15 protein-coding genes and 1 pseudogene are annotated in these 16,847 nt (G+C 41.9%); 13 read left to right on the top strand and 3 right to left on the bottom strand.

The window, feature by feature from the left end:
* Positions 1-23: 23 nt before the first annotated feature.
* From manA to add, 3 genes are all read left to right on the top strand, one after another.
* Positions 24-1,199 carry a mannose-6-phosphate isomerase gene (gene manA / locus ABLA85_RS13785; protein WP_367964951.1) on the top strand — a complete coding sequence of 392 codons (1,176 nt, stop codon included), beginning with the start codon at positions 24-26 and terminating at the stop codon, positions 1,197-1,199.
* A gap of 169 nt (positions 1,200-1,368) precedes the next feature.
* Entirely contained in the window at positions 1,369-2,892 is a 1,524-nt protein-coding gene (locus ABLA85_RS13780) for a YdgA family protein (RefSeq protein ID WP_367964949.1), read from the top strand.
* Between the two features lie 175 nt (positions 2,893-3,067).
* Complete coding sequence (gene add, locus ABLA85_RS13775; RefSeq protein WP_367964948.1) at positions 3,068-4,069, top strand: adenosine deaminase; 1,002 nt, start codon at positions 3,068-3,070, stop codon at positions 4,067-4,069.
* Positions 4,070-4,095: 26 nt separating this feature from the next.
* On the opposite strand, the gene ABLA85_RS13770 is transcribed toward add, so the two are convergent.
* Together ABLA85_RS13770 and ABLA85_RS13765 are read right to left on the bottom strand one after the other, a co-directional pair.
* A complete protein-coding gene (locus ABLA85_RS13770) occupies positions 4,096-5,115 on the bottom strand; it encodes a bile acid:sodium symporter family protein (RefSeq protein ID WP_367964946.1) in 1,020 nt (339 codons plus the stop codon).
* 39 nt (positions 5,116-5,154) lie between these two features.
* Entirely contained in the window at positions 5,155-6,195 is a 1,041-nt protein-coding gene (locus ABLA85_RS13765; RefSeq protein WP_367964944.1) for an oxidoreductase, read from the bottom strand.
* 141 nt (positions 6,196-6,336) lie between these two features.
* On the opposite strand from ABLA85_RS13765, the gene ABLA85_RS13760 reads away from it, so the two are divergent.
* From ABLA85_RS13760 to nth, 8 genes are all read left to right on the top strand, one after another.
* Positions 6,337-6,777, top strand: coding sequence for a DUF2569 domain-containing protein (locus ABLA85_RS13760; protein ID WP_367964942.1), 441 nt, complete (start codon positions 6,337-6,339; stop codon positions 6,775-6,777).
* A gap of 128 nt (positions 6,778-6,905) precedes the next feature.
* The gene (gene rsxA, locus ABLA85_RS13755) at positions 6,906-7,487 is read left to right on the top strand and encodes an electron transport complex subunit RsxA (protein WP_047680103.1); all 582 of its coding nucleotides are present in this window, start codon (positions 6,906-6,908) and stop codon (positions 7,485-7,487) included.
* Positions 7,487-8,110 (top strand): electron transport complex subunit RsxB, encoded by a 624-nt coding sequence (gene rsxB, locus ABLA85_RS13750; RefSeq protein WP_367964940.1) that lies wholly within the window; start codon positions 7,487-7,489, stop codon positions 8,108-8,110. The genes rsxA and rsxB overlap by 1 nt, the downstream gene beginning before the upstream one ends.
* Positions 8,103-10,115 carry an electron transport complex subunit RsxC gene (gene rsxC, locus ABLA85_RS13745; RefSeq protein ID WP_367964938.1) on the top strand — a complete coding sequence of 671 codons (2,013 nt, stop codon included), beginning with the start codon at positions 8,103-8,105 and terminating at the stop codon, positions 10,113-10,115. The genes rsxB and rsxC overlap by 8 nt, the downstream gene beginning before the upstream one ends.
* A 12-nt stretch (positions 10,116-10,127) precedes the next feature.
* Complete coding sequence (gene rsxD, locus ABLA85_RS13740; protein WP_367964936.1) at positions 10,128-11,207, top strand: electron transport complex subunit RsxD; 1,080 nt, start codon at positions 10,128-10,130, stop codon at positions 11,205-11,207.
* Between the two features lie 10 nt (positions 11,208-11,217).
* Positions 11,218-11,844, top strand: coding sequence for an electron transport complex subunit RsxG (gene rsxG / locus ABLA85_RS13735; protein WP_367964934.1), 627 nt, complete (start codon positions 11,218-11,220; stop codon positions 11,842-11,844).
* Positions 11,845-12,552, top strand: coding sequence for an electron transport complex subunit E (locus ABLA85_RS13730; RefSeq protein ID WP_367964932.1), 708 nt, complete (start codon positions 11,845-11,847; stop codon positions 12,550-12,552). It begins immediately after the preceding gene.
* A gap of 14 nt (positions 12,553-12,566) precedes the next feature.
* Positions 12,567-13,199 (top strand): endonuclease III, encoded by a 633-nt coding sequence (nth, locus tag ABLA85_RS13725; RefSeq protein ID WP_187649250.1) that lies wholly within the window; start codon positions 12,567-12,569, stop codon positions 13,197-13,199.
* A gap of 169 nt (positions 13,200-13,368) precedes the next feature.
* Here nth and ABLA85_RS13720 read toward each other — a convergent pair whose 3' ends face one another.
* Positions 13,369-13,518: a hypothetical protein gene (locus ABLA85_RS13720; RefSeq protein ID WP_367964930.1), complete on the bottom strand. Its 150-nt coding sequence runs from the start codon at positions 13,516-13,518 to the stop codon at positions 13,369-13,371.
* 957 nt (positions 13,519-14,475) lie between these two features.
* Here ABLA85_RS13720 and ABLA85_RS13715 point away from each other — a divergent pair.
* A pseudogene (locus tag ABLA85_RS13715) lies at positions 14,476-14,589 on the top strand (arginase family protein); the annotation flags it as partial.
* 220 nt (positions 14,590-14,809) lie between these two features.
* On the top strand, positions 14,810-16,750 hold the full coding sequence (locus ABLA85_RS13710; RefSeq protein ID WP_367964928.1) for an exoribonuclease II: 1,941 nt from the start codon (positions 14,810-14,812) through the stop codon (positions 16,748-16,750).
* Positions 16,751-16,847: the final 97 nt, after the last annotated feature.

Here is a 16,847-nt window from a genome sequence, read left to right as displayed (position 1 = left end):
TTTTTATTATAGGAAATCCAGCCATGCTGAAAATGACCAACCAGATCCAACATTATGATTGGGGAAGTAAAACCGCCCTGACAAATATTTATGGCATCGAAAATCCGGACAATCAGCCAATGGCAGAATTATGGATGGGAGCTCATCCGAAATGCAGTTCTCTGGTTACTGATCCTGAAACAGGAGAATCTATTGCCTTAAATCAACTTATTGCTCAAGATCCGGAAAGGTATCTGGGTAAAAAAGTAGCGGATCAGTTCCAGCGTTTGCCATTTTTGTTTAAAGTGTTATGCGCCGCTCAACCTCTTTCTATTCAGGTACATCCTGATAAGCTTTCAGCAGAAAAAGGGTTTGCTAAGGAAAATGCAGCAGGTATTCCTTTAGATTCACCACAACGCAATTACAAGGATGATAACCATAAACCAGAACTGGTGTATGCGTTAACGCCATTCAGAGCGATGAATGCTTTCCGGCCTTTACCAGAAATTGCTGCGCTCCTTAGTGATGTTTCTGGCGCCCATCCCGATATTCAAACATTTATGCAGAACCCCACTGAGCAAAATTTATCATTTCTTTTTTCTCAGTTACTGACCATGCAGGGTAAACAGAAAAGCTTAGCCATCGCAGTATTAAAATCAGCATTAAATAGCCGACGGGGCGAACCCTGGGATACCATCAGAAAAATGACCGTGTTCTATCCTGATGATAATGGCCTGTTTACCCCTCTTCTGCTCAATATCGTTGAACTGCAACCAGGACAGGCAATGTTTCTCTATGCTCGCACTCCTCACGCTTACCTTGAAGGCGTTGCATTAGAAGTTATGGCTAATTCAGATAACGTTCTGCGTGCTGGTTTAACCAGTAAACATATGGATGTCCCTGAATTGATGGCTAATCTGGATTTTAACTCTAAATCAGCCGATATGTTGTTAACTATCCCAATACAGGAAAAAGACACTCTAAATTACCCTGTTCCTGTCAACGATTTTCATTTTTCTATTTATGCTGTTTCAGAACAACCGATCGCGTTAAAGAATGATTTTGCATCAGTTTTATTTTGCTGTGATGGTCAGGTGATTATAAATTCTGGTGAACAAAAATTGAGAGTAGTCTCAGGTGAATCAGTTTTCTTATCTGCTATAGAGAAAAACGTGACTGTTCATGGCAGTGGTAAAATTGCCAAAGTATCAAATAAATAGATTAAATTCATAGAGTTATAATGTTATTCATTGGTTGTTAATCACACTTTTATTGAAAAGCGATTAAAAGTTCTTTAGTTAACCTATACAATTAACAACTATTTTTACTCAAAGACATATCGCATAGGCCAATAATGTTATATGCGCAAAATAAGGATGGAATTTCCACATGAAAAAATCGTTAGTGGCTGTAGGTGTAATTGTTGCTTTAGGTGCAGCGTGGACAGGTGCATCCTGGTACACAGGGAAGAAAATTGAATCTCACATGGATAAAACAGTCCAGAAGGTGAACACAGAACTTACAAATGCATTCCCCGATAGTAAGCTTGAGGTGCAGGTAAGAGATTTCCAACGTGGTATTTTCAGATCTGACGTCCGTTTTGTCCTGAGCGTAAAAGATGACGCAAAAAATGCGGATGTGAAAGCAAATGAAGAAATTATCTTCAAATCTCATATCGATCATGGCCCATTCCCAACTTCCGCCCTGAAAAAATTCAATTTCGTCCCTAAAATGGCCTCTATCCATTCAGAAATTGAACAGAATGATCAGCTAAAAAAACTGTTTGAAATTACTAATGGTAAATCTCTGTTTAACACTGATTCTAGCGTGAGTTATGGTGGCAACTTATCTTCCAATATTGAGATTGTACCAGTCGAACATACGGATAAAGACGGAACCAAGATCACCTTTTCCGGTGCTAAAATCAACACAGATATCAGTCGTGATTTGAATGAGTTCTCTTTCAGTATCAAAAGCGATGAACTGACTGTAGATATACCTGTAGAAAAAAGAGTGGTTACTCTCAAGGGTATTAATTTTAACGCTGATGACAACAAAAAGGGTAAATTCGATCTCTATCTGGGCGATCAAAACTATGTTATCGGCGAAATAGCCTCGAAAAGTTCCAATGATAAGGATGACTTCCTTCTCACGAATTTAAAAATCTCGACCAAAACGAGTGAAAACAAGGAAAACGTGAATACTGGCGTTGCTTATGAAATCGATGGATTCAAAATGGGCAATTTAGATTTCGGTTCAGGTAAACTAGTGTTTAACGCAGATAATTTGGATGGTCAAGCCGTTCATAAATTTTTGCAAACTTACAATGATATTATAGCAAAATCGTTTTCTGCCAAAGACTTAGAACAATCACCTCAAGATATGGCCGCTAATCTTTTCAGCCATTTGCCAATCCTGTTGAAAAGCAATCCACACTTCAGTATCGCTCCATTTAGCTGGAAAAACAGTAAAGGTGAAAGCACATTAGATTTTAAAATTGCACTGCAAAACGTACCTGAAGATCTGAATAAAATCGCTCAAATGGGAATAGAAGAACAGCTCCGTACCCTGCTTCAGGAATTGTCACTTAATGTCAAATTGTCTAAGCCCATGCTGATTGAACAAATCACCAAATCAGGCGAATACTTAGGTGAAGATAAAAACAAAGCTGAAAAAACCGCTAACATGCAGGTTCAATTTATAGCTGCTCAAGGTGCTGCACTTAACGTTGTGACTAACACCGATGATGCAATTAACCTCAACCTCCACTACGCCGATGGCAAAGTGAAATTAAATGGCAAAGAATCCAGCTTACATCAATTCCTGCTTGATAATCACCTCATCGACTCCTATGATGATACTAGTGAATCAAATCAGCATGATAGTGAGGCTGAACTTCCTGCTGCTGAGTAATAGTCGTCACAGCAAACAGAATCCGATTAGGGTTTTCTACAAGAAAGTACACGCTGAAGGTTAAAAAGACCGACACAGCAAAAACATCGTAAAAAATCGATAAATAGTGCTTTCACTGCCAGTCAATGCATTGACTGGCTTTTTTGTATATTTTTCTGATAAGAAGGATAAAAAAATGATTGATACACGGCTTCCACTCACTGACTTACACCGTCATCTTGATGGTAACATTCGCCCTGAAACCATTCTGGATCTTGGCCGTCAACATAATATCATTCTCCCTGCTTATGAACTGGAAACTCTGCGTCCCCATGTCCAGATCATTGAAAATGAGCCAAATCTTATTAGCTTTCTGCAAAAACTTGATTGGGGTGTTGCTGTACTGGCTGATTTGGATGCCTGCCGCCGGGTTGCGGTAGAAAATGTAGAAGATACAGTCAATGCCGGACTGGATTATGCTGAACTCCGCTTTTCACCTTATTACATGGCAATGAAACACCAGCTTCCGGTTGAAGGTGTCGTAGAAGCTGTCATTGACGGTATCCACTCCGCCAGCAAACAACACGATATCCAAATTCGCCTGATTGGTATTCTGAGCAGAACATTCGGAGAAAGAGCTTGCTCTCAAGAATTAGCAAGCTTACTTGCCCATAAACAACATATCACTGCGATGGATTTAGCCGGTGATGAACTTGGTTTCCCCGGACACCTGTTTGAACAACATTTTATGCAGGCACGTGATGCGGGTTGGAACATCAGTGTACACGCAGGAGAAGCCGCAGGCGCAGAAAGCATCTGGCACGCGATACGTGAGTTGGGAGCAACCCGGATCGGCCATGGTGTTAAGGCTATCACCGATCCTGCGCTAATGGATTATCTGGCGGAAAACTGCATTGGTATTGAATCCTGCCTGACATCAAATCTGCAAACCAGTACCGTCAGCTCCTTATCCGCTCACCCGCTGAAAAAATTCCTTGAGCATGGCATTCTGGCTTCAATCAATACCGATGATCCGGCCGTTGAAGGAATTGAAATTCGCAATGAATACAATGTTGCTGCGCCCGCCGCTGGATTGTCTCCAGAACAGATCCGACAGGCACAGAGCAATGGGTTGGAAACAGCATTCCTAAGTGAAACAGAGAAACAAACACTAAGAGCCAAAGTTGCAAACCGCTAACAACTGTTACTTTTAAAGGCAGAAAATTACTCTGCCTTTTTTGAGCGGGCAGCATATCGATTTGCAAGTACCGCACAAACCATCAATTGAATTTGATGAAAAATCATTAACGGCAACAGCATAATACCAACCATTGCAGCCGGAAATAAAACATTCGCCATCGGCACGCCATTGGCGAGGCTTTTCTTAGAACCACAAAAAACGATGGTAATTTCATCTTCTTTGCTAAATCCGAATAAGCGTGCACTATATACATTAATGGTTAATACCACTGCCAGCAAAACACAACAGGCAATACCAATCATAACCAGTGAGTAAGCATCAATTTTATGCCAAATGCCTTCTACAACTGCTTCGCTGAATGCAACGTATACCACCAGCAAAATAGATGAACGATCCGTCATATTGACCAACTTTTTATGCCGTTCTACCCAATTAGCAATCAATGGGCGTGACAAATGACCAACAATAAAAGGCACCATTAATTGCAGGATAATATCTTTTATCGCTTTCCATGTGTCAGGATGAACCGCACTATTACCAGTACTGCTACCACTACTGTCACCGGCACCGCCATGAAGCTGGATTAGAAAACCAACAAGCAATGGAGAAAGAAAGACTCCCAACAGACTGGACGCTGAAGCACTGCATATCGCGGCGGCTACATTCCCTCTGGCAACAGAAGTAAAAGCAATCGCTGATTGCACAGTGGCTGGTAAAGCACAAAGATACAGAAATCCCATATAGACCGTTGGCGATATCCACTCTGGTACAATGAAATATAATCCCATACCTAATATAGGGAATAAAACAAAAGTACTAAGAAAAATAACTAAATGTAGACGCCAATGCCCTATTCCTGCCACAATCGCATCACGTGAAAGTTTGGCTCCATGCATAAAAAACAACAGTGCAATGGCTGCTGTAGTCAAATGTTGAAACCACGTTTTTACCTCTCCTTCACAGGGAAAGAATGAGGCAATGATTACTACGGTAATCAGTGTTAACAGAAAAGGATCGATTTTTAACTTTTGCCACCAGCTCATCAATGCTATTCCTCTTACTTTAAGGTTAATCAATTAAAGTTAATCAATAACCACAGTACGTTGCTCTTTCGCTGATTTTTCACCGGCCTCAATCAATTTCATAATCAAGATAGCTTCATCTGCGGTCACAGGGTTAGGTTTTCCCGTCAAGATAGCATCACGGATAGCGACATAATAAGCACTATAGTTACCCGACAAATTAGGAATGGCTTGCGTAATCAAGTCATTATTTTGTGACAACGTCACGTAACCATCGCGCGCATCATGTCCCCAATCTTCTTGTGATGGTTTTTCGCCTGCTTTTAAATACTCTTCCTGCGTATCTAAACCATATTTCACGTAACTGCCCGCCATTCCATGCAGGGTATAAATGGGAGATTCCGCGGCGACAAGCATTGATGCATGTAATATCACTTTTAACTCTGGGTACTTGAGTTGTGCATGAAAATAATCTGGTGTTTCAGCATTTGGGCGCATCATACCGAGGTCTGTTGTAATAGCTTGAGGTTTACCAAAAAGCTGGACGGCCTGATCCAATAAATGAGGGCCCAAGTCATACCAGATCCCACTCCCCGCTCCTGCGGCTTCTCTCCAGCGTTGACGAACAGCCGGACGATAGCGATCAAAACGGGATTCATAATACTTTAATTCTCCCAATACATTTTTTTTAATCAGCGATTGAACGGTCAAAAAACCTGCATCCCAACGTCGATTATGGAAAACAGATAACAATAAGTTAGCCTCTTCTGCCTGCTTCTTAAGTGCTTCTGCCTCTCCCACTGTAACCGTAAAAGGTTTATCAACCACAACATGTTTACCAGCAGACAATGCTTTTTGTGCTAATGGGTAGTGAGTATCGTTAGGAGTCGGGATAACAATGAGGTCAATATCTGGATCAGTGAATAACGTTTCTGGTGAAGAGACAACATTAATGGTTGGCCAATCTTTTTTAACTTTTTCTATATCACTACTGGAAACAGCAACTAATTCAACATTTGGCGTCTCTGCAATCAATGGTGCATGAAATGTCTTACTGGCATAACCATATCCAACTAAGCCAACTTTCAGAGAATTATTCATAACTGCCTCTCAACATTTGTAAAACTGTTATAACAAGGCATCAGAAAATACCACCAGCTCTTATTCATTAGCAAATAATCTTAATTCCTGTGTTACTATCTTTTGGTATCTGAATACCTATCAATGGAGAGAATATTTTTTATGTATCAATCCAATGATTATTACCGTATAAACGGTTGGTTATTGGCTCCTGCCGCTTATTTAATCATGACACTTATTGCCGCCAGCTCAATGTTAGTGTTATATGCCATAACTTTTTTCCAGCAAGGCACTGTAATTCACCAGGCAGGAGGTAATTTCACCGTTCTGTGGTATATCTCCGTATTAACCACGGCTATTATGTGGTGTTTTACGTTTTGGGTACTAAAATTGCTTTTTATTCGTTCAAAACGGTTCCCGCGTATTTTTATTATCTGGTTGACATTTTCTGTTCTTATTGCCATTAAAACATTTGCTTTGTCTCCTATTCCTGACGAAATAGCTATTCGTTCCCTACTTTGGCCCCTATTAGCCGCTGCTGTTTTTGTTCCTTATATCAAGCGCTCTTATCGGGTTAAAATGACTTTCACACAAGATCGATAACATCCCCTAAAATTGATTGTTATCATTGCCCCCACTTGCCTCACCGCAAGGCGGGGGGAGTTTCTGTCATTTTCACGACTATAAACAGTATATTGTTTTCATCAAATCTCTTATTTTCAGGTATAGCAATGACTGAATACCTTCTTTTATTTATTGGCACGGTCTTGGTCAATAACTTCGTTCTGGTGAAGTTTTTAGGCTTATGTCCATTTATGGGAGTATCCAAGAAACTCGAAACAGCCATTGGCATGGGGATGGCAACTACTTTTGTCCTGACTCTCGCTTCTATCAGTTCATGGCTGGTAAATACTTTCATTCTTGTTCCGCTGGATCTGGTTTATTTACGTACCTTAAGTTTTATTCTTGTGATTGCCGTTGTCGTCCAATTCACCGAATTGGCAGTTCGCAAAACCAGCCCTGCACTCTATCGCTTATTAGGCATTTTTCTGCCATTGATAACAACAAACTGTGCTGTGCTCGGTGTGGCTTTACTGAACGTCAACCAGTCACATAATTTTTTACAATCTGCCATATACGGTTTCGGGGCCGCCGCTGGATTTTCCCTTGTCATGGTGTTATTTGCCGCAATTCGTGAACGTTTGGCGGTTGCCAATATTCCTGCCCCTTTTCGCGGTTCATCGATAGGGCTTATTACTGCCGGGTTAATGTCCCTTGCATTTATGGGCTTTAGTGGTTTGGTGAAATTCTAATGATATCTTTATGGATTGCTATCAGCGTATTAAGCGTACTCGGATTAATCTTTGGGTTAATTCTGGGTTTTGCCGCTCGCCGTTTTAAAGTGGAAGAAGATCCGATTGTTGAAAAAGTCGATAATCTGCTGCCACAGAGCCAATGCGGGCAATGTGGCTATCCGGGTTGTCGCCCATATGCAGAAGCTGTTGCCAACAATGGAGAGATGATTAACAAATGTGCCCCAGGCGGCGAGCAAGTGATGCTCAAGATGTCAGAATTACTGGGGATTAACCCACAACCATTGGATGGCGATGAAAGCATACAAAACCCGGTCAGGAAAGTTGCCTTTATTGATGAAGAAAACTGTATAGGTTGTACAAAGTGCATTCAGGCATGTCCTGTTGATGCCATTATCGGCGCAAATCGCGCAATGCACACTGTAGTTGAAGATCTCTGCACGGGCTGTGACTTATGTGTTGCACCTTGCCCGACCGACTGCATTACGATGATCCCCGTTGCAACCACAACATCAAACTGGAAATGGGATTTAAACTCCATTCCGGTTAAAAATATTCCAGTTGAGCCAGAACCCATGTTTATATCTTCTGCTAAGCCTGTTGAGGTTAAAGCCAATGTTTAATCTATTCAATTTGCTTAACAAAAACAAAATATGGGATTTTGATGGCGGTATTCATCCACCAGAGATGAAGCTGCAATCTAGCCGTACACCATTACGCTATGCTCCGTTACCAGAAGAATTGATTATTCCCTTACAACAACACATCGGCCCGGAGGGAGAATTGCTGGTTAAAGCCGGGGACAAAGTACTTAAAGGCCAACCGCTGACAATAGGGGTTGGTAGAACTGTACCCGTTCATGCATCCACTTCTGGTACTGTCACCGCGATTGAAACCTGTGTTACAGCCCATCCTTCTGGGTTGAAAGAGCTCTGTGTCCGCCTGCGTCCAGATGGAGAAGATCAATGGTGTGAACGCATCCAAACCGCGGATTACACATCCCTTGATGCTGGTATTTTGCTGCAACGCATTCATGAAGCCGGGATTGCTGGTCTTGGTGGTGCAGGATTTCCAACAGCCGCAAAATTAAAAGGAGGTGGAAGTCATATCAATACCTTGATCATCAACGCAGCGGAATGTGAGCCTTATATCACAGCTGATGATCGCTTGATGCAGGAACATGCCAGTGAAATTATAGAAGGCATACGCATTTTGATACATTTGCTCAATCCGAAACAGGTTTTGATCGGGATTGAGGATAACAAACCTGAAGCAATTGATGCCCTGAAAAGTGTTCTGAAAAACGATAAATCAATTGTTGTGCGTGTTATTCCAACAAAATACCCATCTGGCGGTGCAAAGCAGCTCACCAAGATCCTAACGGGCAAGGAAGTTCCTTCTGGCGGACGTTCTTCCGGTATTGGTATTCTTATGCAAAATGTCGGTACAGTGATGGCTATCAAACGCGCCATTATTGACGGAGAACCTTTAATCGAACGCGTTGTCACTCTGACAGGAGAAGCCATCAACTCACCCGGCAATTTCTGGGCGCGTTTAGGTACACCTGTTCAATTTCTGTTACAACAAGCCAAATTTAAACCTCAGCCAGAGCAAATGGTCATTATGGGTGGGCCATTAATGGGCTTTACCTTACCTGATCTGAATGTGCCTATCGTCAAGATCAGCAACTGCATACTTGCTCCTTCTACCCATGAAATGGAGCCGAAAGCAGTTGAAGAAGCCTGTATCCGTTGTGGGTTATGTGTTGAAGCCTGTCCGGCCGGGTTATTACCTCAGCAACTTTACTGGTTCAGCCGTGGTCAAGAACATGAAAAAGCCAAGAGCCACAACTTATTTGACTGCATTGAGTGTGGTGCTTGTGCTTATGTATGCCCTAGCAATATTCCTCTTGTTCAGTACTATCGGCAGGAAAAAGCCGAAATACGCACTATCGATGCTGAAGTTCGTCGATCATCTGAAGCTAAGCTCCGGTTTGAAGCTAAACAAGCACGTATGGAACGTGAAAAACTGGCTCGCGAAGAGCGCCATAAAAAAGTTGCGGTTCAAATAGATAATCAGGATAAAAGTGCTGTACAGGCGGCTCTCGCCCGCGTGAAAGAGAAACAGTCCAACGCTGGAGAGACAATCACCGTACAGGCCGGACAATTACCTGATAATGCAGCAGCCATTGCAGCACGCAAAGCCAGAAAAGAGCAATTACGTGCTCGTCAGGCAGAAAAACAGGTATCGAATACTCAAACTACAGCAACAATAACATCCGCTGAAAGTGATGATCCTCGTAAAGCTGCTCTTGCCGCAGCTATCGCCAGAGCAAAAGCGAAAAAGGCCACACAACAAAACCAGGAAGTGACAACGTCACAAGAAATTTCACAACAAAATAGTGTGGATGAAAAACAAGATCCTCGCAAAGCCGCTGTCGCAGCCGCTATTGCCCGTGCAAAAGCGAAGAAAGCCGCTCAAACTCAGCCTGAACCTGCTCCACAGCAAGAAGCTCAAACCGTGGTTACCGAAGAGGTCGATCCCCGCAAAGCCGCTGTCGCAGCCGCCATTGCCCGTGCAAAAGCAAAGAAAGCCGCCCAGGAAAAACAAGAAACTCTAACAGAATAGTGACATTTATCGATGAAATTTAGGCCAGTCAAAACTGACAATAACCTGTTAAAAGTCGCCAGTTCGCCTTTTACACACAGTAAGAAAAATACCAGCCAGATTATGTTATGGGTGGCTTTAGCTGCAATACCGGGTATCGCAGTGCAAACCTGTTTCTTTGGCTATGGAACTCTGATCCAAATCCTGTTAGCCATCATTACCGCATTGATGGCTGAATCTGTAGCTATTGCACTAAAAAAACAACTGGTCATTCCCTACCTTAAAGATAATTCGGCATTAGTGACCGGATTACTACTCGGTATTAGTCTGCCACCATTGGCGCCATGGTGGCTTATCATACTCGGTACTTTCTTTGCCATCATTATTGCTAAACATCTTTATGGCGGACTTGGACAAAATCCATTTAATCCGGCTATGGTCGGTTATGTTGTCTTACTTATCTCATTTCCTGTACAAATGACAAGCTGGATGCCACCAGCCTCCTTACAAGCCGTGACTTTAACTCCTTGGGATTGCCTGATGGTGATCTTTACAGGACACACACCTGATGGTTCGACTCTGATACAACTTCAACAAGGAATTGATGGATTAAGCCAGGCTACGCCACTGGATAGCTTCAAAACCGGCAGACTGACCCACGACATTAATGAAGTGTTACAGCAACCGATACTGCAAGGTACTCTGGCAGGAATTGGCTGGCAGTGGGTCAATATAGCTTACTTGATTGGTGGATTAATCATGCTGAATCGCAAAGTGATTGGCTGGCAAATCCCGACCGCATTTATCCTTGTACTGGGAAGTTGTGCTGTGCTCAGTTGGCTTATCGATCCGAGCCGTTATTCACCTCCTTTATTGCAAATCTTTTCCGGCGCAACCATGTTAGGTGCATTTTTTATTGCGACAGATCCTGTCAGCGCATCAACGACACCGAAAGGTCGCCTGATTTACGGAGCCATAATTGGTTTGCTGATTTGGATTATTCGTGTCTATGGTGGCTATCCGGATGCCGTGGCTTTCGCTGTTTTATTGGCAAATATCTGCGTACCACTTATCGATAATTACACACAACCTCGTGCTTACGGCCATAAATAAGGGAGTTATCATGTTAGAAACTATGCGACGTCATGGTATTACCTTAGCAATTTTTGCTGCTTGTACCACCGGGTTAACGGCAATTGTTTATTCATTGACAAAAGACCGGATTGCAGAACAAGCAGCGTCACAGCATAAGGTATTATTAGATCAGGTTGTTCCTCCTGCTCTGTATGATAACAACATGCTAAATGAATGTTATTTGGTAACAACAGATGCTTTAGGTAATCAACAACCCCATCGCCTCTATCTGGCACGTAAAAATGGAACTCCGGTTGCTGCTGCAATAGAAAGCACCGCACCCGATGGCTATTCAGGAGCTATCCAACTACTGGTCGGCGCAGATTTTTCTGGTAAGGTGCTCGGTGTGCGTGTTACCGAGCATCATGAAACTCCAGGGTTAGGGGATAAAATTGATACCCGCATATCCGATTGGATCTCTGCTTTTTCTGGCAAGAAAATCACTTCCAATAATGATCCTCATTGGGCAGTTAAAAAAGATGGCGGGGAATTTGACCAGTTTACGGGAGCAACCATCACTCCTCGTGCTGTTGTCAATGCAGTGAAACGGACAGCTCTCTATATGGAAACCATGCCGACACAACTTTCTTCATTATCCACATGTGGAACAAAATAAATGAGTGAAACCAAAAACCTATTTCTTCAGGGGTTATGGAAAAACAACTCCGCATTAGTACAGCTTTTGGGGCTTTGTCCCCTTTTAGCAGTCTCTTCTACTGCCACTAATGCACTGGGACTGGGATTGGCAACAACACTGGTTCTGTTGAGCACCAACATCGCCGTATCAGCTTTACGCCGTTGGGTTCCTCACGAAATCCGTATTCCTATTTATGTGATGATCATTGCATCTGTTGTCAGTGCCGTTCAGATGTTAATCAATGCCTTTGCATTCGGATTATATGAATCATTGGGGATTTTTATCCCGCTAATAGTGACTAACTGTATTGTTATCGGACGTGCGGAAGCCTACGCGTCAAAAAACTCAATCTATCACTCAGCGCTTGATGGTATTGCAATGGGTCTTGGTGCAACATTTGCCCTCTTCGTGCTTGGCGCCATGCGTGAAATTTTGGGTAATGGCACACTTTTCGACGGTGCCGATCTATTATTAGGGAGTTGGGCTAAATCATTACGTATTGAAATTGTGCATATGGATTCCCCATTCCTGCTAGCCATCTTACCACCAGGTGCATTTATTGGATTAGGTTTGATGCTGGCCGGGAAGTATATCATTGATGAGCGAATTAAAAGCCGTACAGATGCTAAAACACGTCGCTATGACAACATAGAAAAAGGCTGCGGCAGCCATATCACAAGAGGATAAAGGCGTAATCAGGTATGAATAAACAAAAACGGGTCGAAATTTTAACCCGCTTACGGGATAACAACCCTAATCCAACGACTGAATTGGTTTTCAATTCACCATTTGAACTGCTGATTTCGGTATTACTGTCAGCACAAGCAACAGACGTCAGCGTCAATAAGGCAACGGCAAGACTTTATCCGGTTGCCAATACGCCACAAGCCATCCTTAATTTGGGCGTCGATGGCTTAAAAGAGTATATAAAGACTATCGGGTTATATAACACTAAAGCCGAGAACGTGATTAAAACCTGCCGGCTCTTGCTGGAAAAGCATCAAGGCGAAGTACCGGAAGATCGCGCAGCGCTTGAAGCATTACCGGGCGTCGGTCGTAAAACAGCCAATGTTGTTTTGAACACTGCCTTTGGCTGGCCGACGATAGCTGTTGATACCCATATTTTCCGTGTCAGCAATCGGACTCAATTTGCTCCGGGAAAAAATGTTGATGAAGTCGAAAAGAAGCTATTGCAAGTTGTACCTGATGAATTCAAAGTAGATTGCCACCATTGGTTAATTTTACACGGTCGTTATACCTGTATTGCCCGTAAACCACGCTGTGGATCTTGTATTATTGAAGATCTGTGCGAATATGCGGATAAAACAGAGTAATACATCTCTCCTATCAACTCCCGCCTAATCTGGCGGGAGTTAACCCTAATTTATAGAAAAACAACAACATTAAAGAAGCATCTAAAAAATCCGGTATAAATAATCAATACCGGATTTTTATCGTCAGGTTAAATTAATACTATCACTTTCAATACCATTACTTCTGATACTATTTCTTTTCTGATGTCAGAATATCCATTTCCCCAATCCGTTGTTGAGTGTTATTCACCATGGCTTGCAGTACAGTGAGCAAACAGTCAATGTGTCGTTCTATAGTCGGTTGATCAAACTGATGTGGTCCAATGATTTTGTTCACCATTAAGACTATTTCCCATTGTAGCAATATTATCTTTCATTTATTACCTCATCTCAACGAATTTGTTAGTTGTTTGAAAATATTCAGTCTGTAGGATCATCAAAAATATATTTTTCTTACTTTTTTCATTTGACTGGAGAGAAATACAACTCATGCATAAAACATGGATCAAAATATTTAGGCAGTACTTTTTGTCAGGCTTTAAATACAATAGCCCGATGAATAGTGATAATGTTAACTTTATGAAATAATAATTTTGTTAACAATAAAAAATAATTAGCCGGATAAATTGGAATAGGACATTCTATTTTTATTAACTCCATTTACTATCCTCGTAAATAGCAATAGAATCGCAGATTAAAAATACTTAAGCCCTAATTTATTTTATAACCGTTAAAGCCATTTTATTTTCCTAATTCAAGATACGCATTTAAAATTATTTCACTTATAATAAATCGAATTATTTAATTAGCTTACAATCTTGGGCATTAAAATATATACAATCACTAAAAATATTATTACACTCAATCGTGCAATAATATATACCCACTTAACGTAAAGATGCAAATTTCGTTACCGGAAAAAATTTATTCGCTTTTTCTCGAAGCGAGATGTAAAAAAATGATGAACACAGCAGCAATAATAATAGCTTCCTGTGACAAAAAAATCAGGGGAAATTTTCAAGAAACTCCCCACCAAAATATAATTGAATATTTAAAATAAACGGGCATTTTTGTGCAGATATAAGATATTATTTTTGATGATAAGGGTAACAAAAACAGTCGAATTTTATGGGTGTAATTTATTTAAAATCAGCTTTTCCAAGTTAAATGGATTTATATAGTATAAATGGAGAAAAATAATCTTGATAAAATTTCACTTTAATTACCACTTGTCGTCATTTCATCAGAATATTATCAGGTTACTGAATTATCAGATTTAAGTTCTGAGCTAATGCCAGATAAACTGGGGATATTGTGGATTGATTCACACCCTGATGTACAAACTCCGGTTCAGTATAAAAACGATCATCCCCATGTTCTCGGTGCCCTGATGGGGAGTGGTGATACTGATTTTACTTATTGATCTCTGATTGCAATAAATCAGTGCGGAAAATGTGGCATGCCGCAATCAGAAAAACCTCTGCGGCCAGCCAAACATAAACAGTACAATTATTAGTCTTTACTGACAGTTTTTCGTGTTTTGATAAGATGTTACTTGCTCCATAACCTTGATTCGCGTAAAACTGTTACCCAAAATTACCAATAATAACTCCATAACTCTCCTGATTATTATGTTTCAAAACAATCCGCTGCTTGCTCAGCTAAAACAGCAACTTCACGCTCAAACCTTGCGTGTAGAAGGTTTAGTCAAAGGAACTGAAAAAGGCTTCGGCTTTCTGGAAGTCGATGGTCAAAAAAGTTACTTTATTCCACCACCTCATATGAAAAAAGTGATGCACGGTGACCGCATCACAGCCGCTATTCACACCGACAAAGAAAAAGAGATCGCTGAACCAGAAACGCTAATTGAACCCTTCCTGACCCGTTTTGTAGGAAGGGTCCAGAAAAAAGAAAACGATAACCGCCTGTGGATTGTTCCTGATCACCCATTGTTAAAAGACGCTATCCCTTGCCGGCCGGCCAATACAGTGACCCATAATTTCGAAAATGGTGATTGGGCTGTCGCTGAAATGAAGCGTCATCCATTGAAAGGCGATCGTGGATTCCATGCAGAGGTAACAGGCTATATCACCCGAGGTGATGACCACTTCGCTCCCTGGTGGGTTACCCTGACACGTCATAATCTGGAACGTGAAGCACCCGCTATGACGGATTGCCAATTGGATGATGATTCTTTTGAACGTATTGATCTGACCTCTCTTGATTTTGTGACCATTGACAGTGCAACAACTCAAGATATGGACGATGCATTGCACATCGTCAGAAATAATGACGGAAGTTTGAAACTCTCCATCGCCATTGCTGATCCAACTGCTTATATTAAAGCTGACAGTGAACTGGATAAGATTGCTTACCAGCGTAGTTTCACCAACTATCTGCCGGGTTTTAATATTCCTATGCTGCCCCGCGAACTTTCTGATGATTTGTGTTCGCTGCGTCCAAATGCCCGACGCCCTGCTCTGGTTTGTCAGGTTTCCATTCTGGAAGATGGGCAACTAGGTGATGAGCTTCAATTTTTCACAGCCTGGGTCGAATCGAAGTTCAAATTAGTTTATGACGAAGTTTCTGACTGGTTGGAAGGTCAGGAAGGTTGGAAACCGAGTTCTGATGCTGTTGCTGAGCAAATCACACTGTTGAAAGAGATGTGCGAGCGCCGTAACAACTGGCGCCAACAGCACGCCCTTGTGTTCAAGGAAAGACCAGATTATCGGTTTATTCTTGATGAAGGGGGGAATGTGGCTGATATTGTTATCGAGCAGCGTCGCTCCGCCAATCGCATTGTTGAAGAAGCAATGATCGCGGCTAACTTGTGTGCGGCAAAAATCCTGCGCGATAAATTAGGTTTCGGTATTTATAACGTTCATACTGGATTTGAACCAGCACAAATTGAGCACGTTGTTGAAGTACTCAAGGAATACAATATTGAAACCTGCCATGAAACTCTGTTGGGATTAGAAGGGTTTTGCGAATTGCGTCGCGAACTGGATAAACAGCCAACGCAATTCCTTGATAGCCGTATTCGCCGTTTCCAGACTTTTGCAGAAATCAAAACAGAACCCGGCCCCCATTTTGGACTCGGTTTTGATGCTTACGCAACCTGGACATCTCCTATCCGTAAGTACAGCGATATTATCAACCATCGTTTGCTGAAAGCGATTATTCAACAAACAGAAGCAGAAAAGCCAGCCGAAGAAATTTGCCTGCAATTATCCGAGCGCCGACGGGCAAACCGTATGGCTGAACGTGATGTAGGCGATTGGCTCTATGCCCGTTTTCTTGCCCCTCACGCTGGTACGGATCAAACTTTTTCCGCTGAAATTATTGATATCACTCGTGGTGGATTGCGTGTTCGCCTGGTTGACAATGGTGCAATTGCTTTTGTCCCAGGCCCATTCCTGCATGCTGTTCGTGATGAACTTCAATGCAGCCAAGAAACAGGTTCCGTATTAATTAAAGGCGAAACAGTTTATCGTCTGAATGACATTATCAATGTGCGTCTTGAAGAAGTCAGAATGGAAACCCGTAATATTGTGGCACGTCCTGTTAGTTAAACTTGCTAGTAAAACTTAGCAGAGAAATGCTCAATAAAACGGGACTTCCAGAACAATAAACACACTATCGCTATTATAAGCGGCATTTTTACAACAA

The sequence above is a fragment of the Xenorhabdus sp. SGI246 genome (genome assembly GCF_040838225.1).
GTDB classification, from domain to species: domain Bacteria; phylum Pseudomonadota; class Gammaproteobacteria; order Enterobacterales; family Enterobacteriaceae; genus Xenorhabdus; species Xenorhabdus indica.
The sequence above is the reverse complement of the archived record's forward strand: the minus strand, read 5'-3'. Positions and strand labels throughout refer to the sequence as shown.